General features: G+C 67.1%; 15 protein-coding genes and 1 other RNA gene. 10 read left to right on the forward strand and 6 right to left on the reverse strand.

Going from position 1 to position 11963, the window contains the following annotated elements:
• Nucleotides 1-52 precede the first annotated feature (52 nt).
• The 5 genes from ACLFRM_RS02595 to ACLFRM_RS02615 all read left to right on the forward strand — a co-directional run bounded on the left by ACLFRM_RS02595 (nucleotide 53) and on the right by ACLFRM_RS02615 (nucleotide 2009).
• Nucleotides 53-271, forward strand: coding sequence for a hypothetical protein (locus ACLFRM_RS02595; RefSeq protein WP_410754154.1), 219 nt, complete (start codon nucleotides 53-55; stop codon nucleotides 269-271).
• Nucleotides 272-274: 3 nt separating this feature from the next.
• Nucleotides 275-571, forward strand: a complete 297-nt coding sequence (locus tag ACLFRM_RS02600; protein ID WP_156227946.1) for a cell division protein ZapA — start codon at nucleotides 275-277, stop codon at nucleotides 569-571.
• Between the two features lie 71 nt (nucleotides 572-642).
• A non-coding RNA gene (ssrS, locus tag ACLFRM_RS02605) (6S RNA) lies at nucleotides 643-830 on the forward strand.
• A gap of 100 nt (nucleotides 831-930) precedes the next feature.
• Entirely contained in the window at nucleotides 931-1518 is a 588-nt protein-coding gene (locus ACLFRM_RS02610) for a 5-formyltetrahydrofolate cyclo-ligase (protein WP_410754155.1), read from the forward strand.
• A gap of 29 nt (nucleotides 1519-1547) precedes the next feature.
• Nucleotides 1548-2009, forward strand: a complete 462-nt coding sequence (locus tag ACLFRM_RS02615; protein WP_410754156.1) for an EVE domain-containing protein — start codon at nucleotides 1548-1550, stop codon at nucleotides 2007-2009.
• Nucleotides 2010-2180: 171 nt separating this feature from the next.
• On the opposite strand, the gene ilvA is transcribed toward ACLFRM_RS02615, so the two are convergent.
• Entirely contained in the window at nucleotides 2181-3704 is a 1524-nt protein-coding gene (gene ilvA, locus ACLFRM_RS02620) for a threonine ammonia-lyase, biosynthetic (RefSeq protein WP_410754157.1), read from the reverse strand.
• 265 nt (nucleotides 3705-3969) lie between these two features.
• Here ilvA and rpiA point away from each other — a divergent pair, with 265 nt between their 5' ends.
• From rpiA to aroE, 5 genes are all read left to right on the forward strand, one after another.
• Nucleotides 3970-4635 carry a ribose-5-phosphate isomerase RpiA gene (rpiA, locus tag ACLFRM_RS02625; protein ID WP_410754158.1) on the forward strand — a complete coding sequence of 222 codons (666 nt, stop codon included), beginning with the start codon at nucleotides 3970-3972 and terminating at the stop codon, nucleotides 4633-4635.
• 6 nt (nucleotides 4636-4641) lie between these two features.
• Entirely contained in the window at nucleotides 4642-5157 is a 516-nt protein-coding gene (locus tag ACLFRM_RS02630; protein ID WP_410754159.1) for an ATP-dependent zinc protease, read from the forward strand.
• Nucleotides 5158-5287: 130 nt separating this feature from the next.
• Nucleotides 5288-6862, forward strand: coding sequence for an inactive transglutaminase family protein (locus ACLFRM_RS02635; RefSeq protein WP_410754160.1), 1575 nt, complete (start codon nucleotides 5288-5290; stop codon nucleotides 6860-6862).
• Nucleotides 6862-7842, forward strand: coding sequence for an alpha-L-glutamate ligase-like protein (locus ACLFRM_RS02640; protein WP_410754161.1), 981 nt, complete (start codon nucleotides 6862-6864; stop codon nucleotides 7840-7842). The genes ACLFRM_RS02635 and ACLFRM_RS02640 overlap by 1 nt, the downstream gene beginning before the upstream one ends.
• Nucleotides 7843-7853: 11 nt before the next feature.
• Entirely contained in the window at nucleotides 7854-8726 is an 873-nt protein-coding gene (gene aroE, locus ACLFRM_RS02645; RefSeq protein WP_410754162.1) for a shikimate dehydrogenase, read from the forward strand.
• Nucleotides 8727-8822: 96 nt separating this feature from the next.
• Here aroE and ACLFRM_RS02650 read toward each other — a convergent pair whose 3' ends face one another.
• From ACLFRM_RS02650 to ACLFRM_RS02670, 5 genes are all read right to left on the reverse strand, one after another.
• Complete coding sequence (locus ACLFRM_RS02650) at nucleotides 8823-9257, reverse strand: DUF2802 domain-containing protein (RefSeq protein WP_410754163.1); 435 nt, start codon at nucleotides 9255-9257, stop codon at nucleotides 8823-8825.
• Nucleotides 9254-9760 (reverse strand): chemotaxis protein CheW, encoded by a 507-nt coding sequence (locus ACLFRM_RS02655; RefSeq protein WP_410754164.1) that lies wholly within the window; start codon nucleotides 9758-9760, stop codon nucleotides 9254-9256. Before ACLFRM_RS02655 ends, ACLFRM_RS02650 begins: the two co-directional genes overlap by 4 nt.
• Nucleotides 9761-9776: 16 nt before the next feature.
• Nucleotides 9777-10652: a chemotaxis protein CheW gene (locus ACLFRM_RS02660; protein WP_410754165.1), complete on the reverse strand. Its 876-nt coding sequence runs from the start codon at nucleotides 10650-10652 to the stop codon at nucleotides 9777-9779.
• Nucleotides 10652-11488: a ParA family protein gene (locus tag ACLFRM_RS02665; protein WP_410754166.1), complete on the reverse strand. Its 837-nt coding sequence runs from the start codon at nucleotides 11486-11488 to the stop codon at nucleotides 10652-10654. Before ACLFRM_RS02665 ends, ACLFRM_RS02660 begins: the two co-directional genes overlap by 1 nt.
• Nucleotides 11485-11963: CheB methylesterase domain-containing protein (locus ACLFRM_RS02670; protein WP_410754167.1), on the reverse strand; the 479-nt coding region annotated here is incomplete at its 5' end. The genes ACLFRM_RS02670 and ACLFRM_RS02665, both read right to left, overlap by 4 nt.

Here is an 11963-nt window from a genome sequence, read left to right on the forward strand (position 1 = left end):
CGCCCGGCATCCGAACGGATGCACCGGGGCGATTCACGCGGAGATTCGACACATGGCCGAAGGGCTTGCCGACAAGATCGAACGACTGCTCGCCGCCGCGGAGCATGCCCATGCCGAGCGCAACGAATGGCGCGCGCAGGCGACCTCATTGGCCGAGGAGAACCGGGAGCTGCGCCGACTCATCGAGCACAGCCACGACCGGATCGAGGAACTGGCCGGCCAGCTGCGGCGTCTCGAGAACGAGGCCGCCGAGACCCAACGCGAGGATTGACCCATGAGCCAGCCGAACCGCCCCGTCACCGTCCGGGTGATGGAAAAGGACTACCGCATCGTCTGCCCGCCCGAGGAGCAAGGCATGCTGCTGCGCACCGCCGAGTACCTCAACGACGAGATGGCCGAGATCCGCAAGACCAGCAAGGTGCTCAGCACCGAGCGGATCGCCGTGCTCGCCGCGCTGAACATCACCCGCCAGCTGCTCGAAGGGCGCGAGCTCGAACTGCCGGCCGACCTCGACAATGGCGAGCTGGCCGGGCGCATCGATCGTCTGCTCGAGGCCATGGAGCAGCACTGAGCCGGCGAACAGATCGCCTGGCGACGCAACAATCCTTGAAAGCTTCGGCGAGCGCCCCTAGCATGAGAGTCAGTCTTCTGGGACGTGCGCCAGGCAGCGCTCAATCCCTTGAGCCTTAAATTGCGACACAGGGGGCGACAAAACGGTTCTGTGCGCATGTCCGCGCCCAGCGCGGAAAGCCTGATGAGCCGTGCGGAGCCCCCGACTTGAACCTTCCGGTTCAAGGTCGTAGCGCCGCCAGCGGCGTTCTGGAAGACACCTCACACCGAAACGGCCCGCACGGGCCCGAAACCGCGATTCCCGATGGCTCGTCGAGCCAGCGCGGTTTCGGGCCCGTGCGGGCCTTCCTTGCGACGATCATGCAACAGCCCGACAAAGCCGCCCTGAGAAAAGCCCTGCGCGCTCGCCGGAAGGCGCTGGGCGGTTTTGCCCGGCACCAGGCCATCCGCCGCATCGAGGCGCATCTCGAGCGGCTCGCCCGCGGGCTGTCCCTGACCGTGGTGGCCGCCTACTGCGCCTTCGACGGCGAGCCCGAGCTCGACGGCTGGCTCAGGCGCCATCGCGGCCAGATCTGGCTGCCGCGCGTGCTGCCGGACAACCGGCTGGCCTTCCACCACGCCGATCCGCCCACCGCCTGCTCGCGCCGGCGGATGCCGCGTACCAATCGCTTCGGCATCATCGAATCCGGTGACCCGCGCCGACGCGGCATCAACAGCCTCGACGCCCTGCTGATCCCGCTGGTGGGCTTCGACGCGCGCGGCAATCGCCTCGGCATGGGCGCCGGGTTCTACGACCGGGCGCTGGCCCAGCGGCGCGGCCGCCGCCCCCTGGCGATCGGCGTGGCCTTCGCCGACCAGCAGACCGAGGCCCTGCCGGTCGACCCCTGGGACCAGCCGCTCGACTACATCGTGACCGACGCCGGCGTGATCGACGCCCGTCCCACCTGACACCGCATCCAGACGCACAGGAGACGCCAATGGCCTACTGGCTGATGAAATCCGAGCCCGACGCCTTTTCCATCGACGATCTCGAGCGCGTCGGCACCGAACCCTGGGACGGCATCCGCAACTACCAGGTGCGCAACATGATCCGCGACGAGATGAAGCCGGGCGACCGCGCCTTCTTCTATCACTCCAACACCAAGGTACCCGGCATCGTCGGCATCATGGAGATCGTCAGCCAGCCGCGCCCCGACCCCACCGCCTTCGACCCGGACGCGAAGTACCACGACCCCAAGTCCGACCCGGACAAGCCCCGCTGGCTCCTCGTCGACGTCAAGTACGTCCGCCACACCAAGCGCGTGATCCCGCTGACCGAACTCAAGGCCGACCCGGCCCTCGAGGAGATGCCGCTGGTGCGCCGTGGCAATCGCCTGTCGATCATGCCGGTGACCGAGGACCAATGGGAGCACATCCTCTCGCTCGAGGATCAGGGCTGACGAAAAGTCGACCTGACGGTCGACGTGGGGGCTGAAAGCCCCGCCCACAACCGTCCTGATCGCGCCGTGAACGTGGAGAGAAACCACCCCGTGTTCGGGCTTTGGCCCGACGATCCGCTCGGGAGGGCAGTTGCCCGCCTGCCATAGCGGTCAACGCCGAGTGTCTGAGGCTCAGGCAAGGAACAGCGGGTAGACGGGGTTGTCGCTCTCGGCCCAGTAGGGGTAACGCAACTGCTCGAGGTAGGCGGTCAGCTCGGACACCTCGTCCTCGGGCACCTGGATGCCCACCAGCACCCGACCGTAGTCGGCACCGTGATTGCGGTAGTGGAACAGGCTGATGTTCCAGCGCGCACCGAGGTGGGAGAGGAACTTCAGCAGCGCCCCGGGCCGTTCGGGGAACTCGAAGCGGAACAGCCGCTCGTCGCGAATATCGCCGGCGTGCCCGCCAACCATGTGCCGGCCATGCAGCTTGGCCATCTCGTTGTCGGTCAGGTCGATCGCGGGCAGCGCGGCGGACTTGAACTGTTCGAACACCCGCTGGCGATCGGCCTGCTCGGCGAGCTTGATGCCGACGAAGATGTGCGCCCGGTCGGCATCGGCGTAACGGTAGTTGAACTCGGTGATCTGGCGCCGCCCGAGCAGTTCGCAGAAGGCGAGGAATGCGCCGGGACGTTCGGGGATGGTGACCGCGAAGAGCGCCTCGCGGTGCTCGCCGATCTCGGCGCGCTCGGCGACGAAGCGCAGCCGGTCGAAGTTCATGTTCGCCCCGGAGGCGATCGCCACCAGGGTCTCGCCGGTCAGGTCCCGCTCGCGGGCGTAACGCTTGAGGCCCGCCGTGGCGAGCGCTCCGGCCGCCTCGTTGATGCTGCGGGTGTCGTCGAAGATGTCCTTTATCGCCGCGGCCATCTCGTCGGTGTCGACGGTGATCACCTCGTCGACCGCCTCGCGCGCCACTTCGAAGGGATACTCGCCGATCTGCCTGACGGCCACCCCGTCGGCGAACAGCCCCACCTGCTCGAGGATCACGCGCTCGTCCGCCTTCATCGCGGCGGCCAGGCAGGCGGCATCCGCCGGCTCGACCCCGATCACCCGGATTTCGGGACGCAACGCCTTGACGTAGGCGGCCACGCCGGCGATCAGGCCACCGCCACCGACCGGCACGAAGATCGCGTGGATCGGATCGGGGTGGTGGCGCAGGATCTCGGCGCCCACGGTGCCCTGGCCGGCGATGATGTCCGGGTCATCGTAGGGCGGGATGTAGGTGAGCCCCTCGGAGGCGATCAGCGTCCTGGCGTGGGCGAAGGCGTCGTCGAAGGCATCGCCCACCAGCACGGCCTCCGCGCCGCGCCGACGCACGGCGTCGACCTTGATCGCCGGGGTGGTCTCGGGCATCACGATCACCGCGCGCAGGCCGAGCGTCTGGGCGGCCAGCGCCACGCCCTGGGCATGGTTGCCGGCCGAGGCGGCGATCACGCCGCCCCCGATACGCCCCTCGCGCCAGAGCTTGTGGATCTTGTGGTAGGCACCGCGCAGCTTGAAGGAAAAGACCGGCTGCATGTCCTCGCGCTTTAACAGCACCCGGTTGCCGATGCGTTCGGAAAGCTGAATGGCCGGCTCGAGGGGCGATTCGATCGCCACGTCGTAGACCCGGGCCTTGAGGATCGCCTCGAGATAATCGCGCAGCAGGGGCGTCAAATCTGCACCTCTTGGTGGGTGATCGGGAACGGTTTCAAAAGGTTTCAAGGGGGGGCATTGCCCGCCGAACGGTGGTCTTGATATAGGATAGGAGGTTATCAGAATCCCGGGAAAGGTCGGCGTGCATCGGGCCCTGACGGGCGAACGAGCCGCCTCGTCGGAGACGACGGCGAGTCGAGGCGCGCCCCATCCCCGGGACCAATCTTGAAGGCCCCGCGACCAGCCGCGACCGAGGCCCCAATCCCGAACTAGAGTGGAACAGCTGATGAGCAATACCGAACAAGGCAAGAAACTCGCCGCCGCCGCGGCCATCGAATACGTCCCGGCCGGCAGCGTGGTCGGCGTGGGCACCGGCTCGACGGTGAACTACTTCATCGACGAACTGGCCAAGATCAAGCATCGCATCGAGGGCGCGGTCTCCAGCTCCGAGGCCAGTACCAAGCGCCTCAGGGACCACGGCATCGAGGTGTTCGACCTCAACAGCGTCAACGACGTGCCCGTCTACATCGACGGGGCCGACGAATCCAACGAGAACCTGCAGCTGATCAAGGGCGGCGGTGGCGCGCTTACCCGTGAGAAGATCATCGCCCAGATGGCGAAGAAGTTCGTCTGCATCGCCGACGAGACCAAGCTGGTCGACGTGCTCGGTGCCTTCCCGCTGCCGGTCGAGGTGATTCCGATGGCCCGCAGCATGATCGCCCGCGAGCTGGTCAAGCGCGGTGGCCAGCCGGTCTACCGCGACGGCTTCGTCACCGACAACGGCAACCAGATCCTCGACGTGCACAATCTGCGCATCATGGAGCCGGCCAAGCTCGAGGCGGAACTCAACGACCTGCCCGGCGTCGTGACCGTCGGCATCTTCGCGCTGCGCCCGGCCGACGTGCTGATCCTCGGCACCGCCGATGGCGACATCCGCAAGATCGACGGATAACCGGTGATGAGCCGAACTCGCATGGCGGGCGTCGTAAAGGCAGGGATCGCCGTGCTGACCTGCGCGCTGATCGCATCGGTCCAGGCCGACGATGACACGCACAAGCAGATTTTCGGCTATATCGAGAACGTGCGGGTGATGGAACTCGAGCGGGACATGCGCGCCAAACTCGACACCGGCGCAACCACCTCGTCGATCGATGCGCGCGACATCGATAAATTCGAGAAGGATGACGAGGAGTGGGTCCGCTTCATCGTGGTCAATCGCGACACGGACGAGGAACAGGAACTCGAGGAGCCGATCACCCGTACCGTCAGCATCAAGCGTCATGGCAAGGAGGCGCAGGAGCGCTATGTGGTGGAGCTCGATTTGTGCATCGGCGATCGGCTGATCACCGAGGAAGTGACCCTGACGTCGCGAAAGAAGTGGAACTACCCGCTGCTCGTGGGCCGCAATCACCTGGCCGGCCACGTGCTGGTCGATTCCGCCGTCAGGGACACGCGCGAGCCGGACTGCCAGTGATCCCGGCGAGTCCGGCGATCCTGATGATCCTGGCGACGACGGCCAGCTCGCGCCAGCCCGTCGGTCGAGTGCCGCCCGAACCCGACCGACAACCACCTCCCTTGTCCTCCCCGGAGCCCTGCTCGCGACCATGAGACGCCTCCATCTACTGTTCGTCGTCCTGCTGCTGACCGCCGTCGGCCTGTCGGTCGCCTGGTACAAGTACCAGACACTTGGCTTTCCCCTGACCCCGGACCGCGAGACGGAGACGTGGACGGTCGAGGCGCAGATCGGGGTGAAGCCGGGTACGGCACCGGCATCGGTCCGCTTCGCCCTGCCGACCGACCCTCCCCACTACACCCTGCTCGACGAGGGATTCGTCTCGCGTGGCTGGGGCCTGACCACCCAGTCGAGCGACCGTCAGCGCGAGTCAATCTGGACCAAGCGCAATCCGGCGGGCAACCAGACCCTCTACTACCAGGCGACGGTCTACCGGGATCAGGAGGAGATCGAACCCTCGCCCTACCCGGGCCCGGCCACACCACCCAAGCTCGAGGAGCCGCTCAAGTCGGCCGCCGAATCGTTCGTCGAGGAGATCCGGGCTGGCTCGGCCGACATCCAGACCTTCGCCACCCTGCTGGTCAAGGAAGTCAACGCCAGTCGCCCGGACGAGAACATCGCCGCCTTTCTCAAGCCGGATGCCACCGAGACCGAGCGCACCCGGCTGGCGATCCAACTGCTGGCCATCGCCCGCATTCCGGCACGCATGGCCCACGGCGTCATGCTCACCGACGAGGGGCGCAACCTCACCCCCACCACCTGGCTCGAGGTGCACAACTCGCGGCGCTGGGTGCCGATCGACCCGCGTTCGGGGGCGGTGGGCTACCCGCGACAGTTCCTGGTGTGGTGGCATGGCGACCGGTCGGCACTGACCACGTCGGGCCTTCGGGACATGGAACTGACCTTTGCCACGACGCGCAACGCCCGTGACGCCGTCGAGACTGCCCAATTGCAATCGACGATTGCCGACTCCCGGCTGATGGACTTCTCGCTGCTCGACCTGCCGATCGACACGCAGAACACCTATCGGATCCTCTTGCTGGTGCCGCTCGGCGCGCTGATCATCGTGCTGCTGCGCAACGTCATCGGCATTCGCACCTTCGGCACCTTCATGCCGGTGCTGATCGCGCTGTCGTTCCGCGAGACGCAACTGGTCGCTGGCGTGGTGCTGTTCACGCTGATCGTCGCGCTCGGTCTGGCCATCCGTTTCTACCTGGAGCGACTCAAGCTCCTCCTCGTGCCACGACTGGCGGCCGTGGTGATCGTCGTGATCCTGTTGATGGCGCTGATCAGCGTCGTCTCGCATCGACTCGAGCTCGACATCGGCCTGTCCGTCGGCCTGTTCCCGATGGTGATCCTCGCCATGACCATCGAGCGGGTCTCGATCGTGTGGGAGGAACACGGCCCCGGCGACGCGCTGGCGCAAGCGGCCGGCTCGCTGGTGGTCGCGGCGCTGGCCTACCTGGTGATGGTCAACGCCTACGTCACGCACCTGTTCTTCGTCTTCCCCGAGCTCCTCCTGGTCGTCCTGGCCGTCACCCTGCTGGTGGGCCGTTACACCGGCTACCGGCTGACCGAGCTGTTCCGCTTCCGCGCCTTCAAGACGCTCGCGCAGGCCCGCCGCCCCGACCCGCCGGGCGACACCCCCCCGGGAGACCATCGCTGATGGCCATCAACTGGCCGATCTCTCCACGGCGGCTCAAGGAGCTGGGCGTACTCGGGATGAACCAGCGCAACGGCGAGTTCATCGCCGAAATGAACCGGCGCCGCTACTACCCCCTGGTCGACGACAAGCTGCTGACCAAGGAACTGGCCGAAGAATCCGGACTCAACGTCCCGGCGCTCTACGGAGTGATCCGCAGCACCCACGAGATCAAGCACCTGTCGAAACTGGTCGGCGAACACGAGGAGTTCGTCATCAAGCCGGCCCACGGCGCCGGTGGCGACGGCATCCTGGTGATCGACGGCAAGCAGTCCGAGAAGCCGCTGATCTACCGCAAGAGTTCCGGACGGGCCATCAACCTCGATGCGATCGGGCTGCACATCTCCAACATCCTGGCCGGCGCCTACAGCCTCGGTGGGCGTCCGGACGTGGCGATGATCGAGTACCGGGTGAAGTTCTCTCCCCTGTTCGAGAAGATCAGCTTCCAGGGCGTACCCGACATTCGCACCATCGTCTACCGCGGCTACCCCACGATGGCGATGGTTCGCCTGCCAACCACCCAATCCGATGGCAAGGCCAACCTCCACCAGGGTGCGATCGGCGCCGGCGTGGACATGGCCGGCGGCCACACACTCGATGGAGTCGCCCACAATCGACACGTGACCCACCATCCCGACACCCGCGAGCCGATCAGCGGTGTGGAGATCCCCGGCTGGCAATCCCTGCTGGAAATGGCGGCGAAATGCAGCGACATGACCGGCCTGGGCTACCTGGGCGTGGACGTGGTCCTGGACCGTGAACTGGGTCCGCTGATCCTCGAGCTCAATGCCCGTCCGGGGCTTTCCATCCAGGTTGCAAACGGCGAGGGATTGCGTCACCGTATCGAACGCATCGACCGGCACGTCGACCACCTCGCGCGCCATGAAACGCCCGCCGAACGGGCCGCCTGGTCGCGCGAACATCTCGCCCCCATGAACCTGTGACACGAACCCCAATGGCAACCAACACGCCTGCGTTGTACGCCGTGATCGGCAACCCGATCGAACATTCCCGGTCGCCCCTGATTCACCGGGCCTTTGCCCGTCAGTTCGATCTCGAACTGACCTACGAGAAGATCTGGGCGCCGATCGACGGCTTCGAGGAGGCCGTGAACGCCTTCGTCAAGCGTGGCGGGCGCGGCATGAACGTGACCGTACCGTTCAAGCTCGAGGCCTTCGACCTCGCCGGCCGTCATAGCGAACGCGCCGAACGGGCGCTGGCCGCCAATACCCTGGTGTTCGCGCCGGATCCTGCCGAGCCGATCTTCGCCGACAACACCGACGGGGTCGGCCTGGTCAACGACCTGACCTTCCACGGGGTGAATGTCTCCGGCCGCCGGCTGCTGATCCTCGGGGCCGGGGGGGCGACCCGCGGGGTGCTCGCCCCCTTGCTGCAGCAGGCGCCGGAGGAACTCGTGATCGCGAACCGCAACCCCGAACGGGCCTACGGCCTGGTCGAGGAATTCAGCGATGCCGCCGGCGACTGCCAGCTTTCGGGCTGCCCGCTGGCGGGGATCGAGGAGTCGCGATTCGATCTGATCATCAATGCCACCCCGGCCAGCCTGACCGCCCAGCTGCCGCCGCTGCCGGACGCGCTGGTCGGATCGGGCACTGTGGCATACGACATGGCCTACGGGGCGGAGCCGACCGTGTTCATGGAGTGGGGCGAATCGCGCGGGGCGCGTGCCCTGGACGGACTGGGCATGCTGGTCGAGCAGGCCGCCGAGAGTTTCACGCTCTGGCACGGCAAGCGTCCGGACACGGCGCCGGTACGCGAGCTGCTGCGCGAGGAGATCCTGGCGGCCGCGCAACGGGAGGCCGAGGACTGACCCGCCCTCCACGCCAGGCACCGCTCGGCGCCAGCGACGAAGAAGGCCCGCCGAATCGGCGGGCCTTCTTCCTTGTCGGGCGGCTTCGCGGGGTGATCACGAGGAGAAGCGCCGGTCCTCCTCGGGTCGGTTGACCTGCATGAGCAGGCGCGCCTCGCTCTCCGACAGGCCGAAGTCCTCGATCAGTTCGTCGACGCTGATCCGCCCCTGGGAGGCCAACCGCAGCGCGTGACCGAAACCGGGCTGGTCGTCATCCGCGGCCACGGCATCGATGCGGGCGTTGAGCTGGGTGATACGTTCGCCCAAGGTATCGACCCGCTCGTCGAGCTGATCGATATGCCTACCGAAACCGGCCAGTGCCGACTCCAGGCCGCGATGCTCACGCTCCAGGCGCTCCATCTGGGTCTGAAACCAGCGCTCGCGGGTCAGCTGGGCTCGTTTGAGCTCCCGGTACAAAGACAGTGTCACCAGCAGGACGATCAGGCCGAGGATCAGCGAGGCGCCTGCGAGCCAGAGGGGCGGCAGGTTCATGGGGCAGAGATGTCGGAGAGGCTCTTCATGTCGACAAGGATAATCAATTTCTCGTCCTGCGGCACGATGCCGAGGATGTGCCGGGCACGATCATCGGCCACCGCCATCATCGCCTGATCGACCACGGCCTGCGGCAGGGCGATCACCTCGGCAACGCTGTCGACGACCAGGCCGACGATCTCGCCGGAAGCCACCTCGATGACCATGATGCGACTGTTCTCGTCCCAGGTCTTTTCCTCGAGGCCGAAGAAGGTCCGGGCATCGACCACGGTCACCACGTTGCCTCGCAGGTTGATGATGCCGAGGATGGCATCCGGCGCCCCGGGGATCGGAGTGATCTCGGCGTCGCGCAACACTTCCTGGACGTCCAGCACGTTAAGAGCGTAGGTCTCGTCGTCGACCGTGAAGCTGACCCAACGCATCAACGGTCCCTGATCCTGAGACTCCAACTCCTCGTCGTACTCTTCCGGGGTCCGGGTCTTTTCCATCGCTTGATTCATCATCTGTTCACCTCTTGGATCACCGGGACGCTCTCAGCGCCGCACGCAGCCCCGCCACGTCGAGCACCGCCACGCCTGCCGTCGGTGCCGTACCGGCCAGCCACGGGCGACGATGCGCCTTCTGCTCCTCGCCACGCCACTCGACGGCCTGGTCATCGAGCTCGGGAGCCCGGTCGACGCGCTCGCCGACAACGCCCCACAGCCCCCCCTGCCCGAGCAGCAGCACTTCACGCGCGGCCAGGTCTCGCTCCTTGATACCGGCAAGGGCGGCCAGCGACAGGATCAGGCGCGGCCGTCCGTCGACCGCCAGCGCCCCGGCCACATGGGCCGGCGCACCCGGCACCGGGTCAAGCGCGGGCTCCGGATAGCGCGCCGTCACGGCATCGCCCGGGATGGCCATGGTCATGCCACCGACGCGCAACCAGCCCCAACGGCCGTCCCGCCCCGGCTCGACGACCGCCTCGGACCCGGGCGATACCGCCGACTCCGCGGCAGCTTGAGTCCCGGGTTCGGCCTCTTCTACTGATGTGTCGGCGGGCGATTCCGTCGGCGTTGGTGCCTCGTCCGTCGCCGGCTCGTCGGCCACCGTCACGGGTTCCTGCCCGAGGACGCCGGCCTCGGGCCGCCAGGCATCGCCGGCCCCGGAAGAGGGCTCGACCTCGCCACGGTCGTCGGCCGCCTGAGCGACCGGTGGAGACGACCCGGATCGCGCCTGGGGGACAACCGGTGCTTCCGGCACGTTGATCACCTTGAGCCCGGGGACACGACGCGGTGCGCTGGGTTCGGGCGGCTCGTCGGCGTCCGGATCGCGCAGCAACCCGTCGAGGTAGGCGGTGATCGCGGCGTCCTGGTCGACGATCGACTGCCGGTTGTCGGAATACTTTTCGGCGGCCATCAGCGGGACTCCTGCAGGCGGGCACCGCTGGCATCCAGTTCGGCGGCCGGCGCCTTCGCCTCCCCGTCGACATGGGTTTCCAGCCAGTGGAGAAACTGCTTGTATGCCTCGCTGCCGCGGGCGTCGGGTTGAATCAGCGGCAGGGGCTTGCCCTGGCGACTCGCCTCGCGGAACTGGGTATCGATCGGGATGACGTCGGTCCAGACGTCATCGTGGTAGCGATCATGCAGGATGCGCAGGGTATCGTGCGAGGCCCGCGTACGCCGGTCGAACATGGTCGGCAGGATCACGTACTCCAGCCGCTGGCGACGCGAGCGCTGCACCATCGCCAGCGTGCGCAGCATCCGTTCCAACCCCTTGAGCGCAAGGAACTCGGTCTGTACCGGCACGATCAGGAATTCCGCCAGGGCCAGGGCGTTCACCATGGTCACGCCCAGGATCGGCGGACAGTCGATCAGCACGCAGTCGTAGTCGTCGCGAATGCGGTCGATCGAGCGCTTGAGCACCAGCCCCATGCCGTCGCGCATGCCGAGCTGGCGATCCAGCGTGGCCAGGGCCGTCGAGGCGGGCATCAGGCTGATGCCCTCGAATGCCGTTGGATGGACGACCCGCGTCGGATCGAGCGGCTGTCCCTCGGCGGCCGCCTTGAACAGCGAGTAGACGCTCGCCCCCGGCGCCTCGGGCTCCATGCCGAAGTAGACCGTCATCGAACCGTGCGGGTCGAGGTCGACCAGCAGCACGCGTTTTCCCTCGCGGGCGAGATGCCCGGCCAGGCTGACACTGGTGGTGGTCTTGCCCACCCCGCCCTTCTGATTGGCAACGGCCCAGATCTTCATCGCAATGCCCCTCCGATCGCCGCGCCGATCTGCCCCAACGGCAGGATCGATTCGGCCAGGTTTGCCTTGGCCACGGCTGCCGGCATCCCGTAAATGACGCTGGTCGCCTGGTCCTGTGCCCAGACGTGGCCGCGTGCGGCGGTCACCTGGCGCGCGCCCTCGGCGCCGTCATCCCCCATGCCTGTCAATACCACCGCGAGCAGATCGTTCCCGGCGACACGCGCGGCCGAGGAGAACGCCAGGCTCACGCTCGGCCGGTAGTGCTCGTCGGCCACCGGGTCACGCAGGTTGAGCTTGTAGGCACCGGGCCGACCGGCGAGTTCGCCGTGCTTTCCGCCGGGAATGACGTAGGCGGTACCCGGGCGAAGCACCTCCCCGTCAGAGGCCTCGACCACGCGGATCGGCATGGAATCGTTCAGCCGCTGGGCGAACGGGCCGGTGAAGGCGCCCGGCATGTGCTGGGCGATGACGATCG

The organism is Guyparkeria sp. (assembly GCF_046540515.1).
In the GTDB taxonomy this organism is placed as follows: domain Bacteria; phylum Pseudomonadota; class Gammaproteobacteria; order Halothiobacillales; family Halothiobacillaceae; genus Guyparkeria.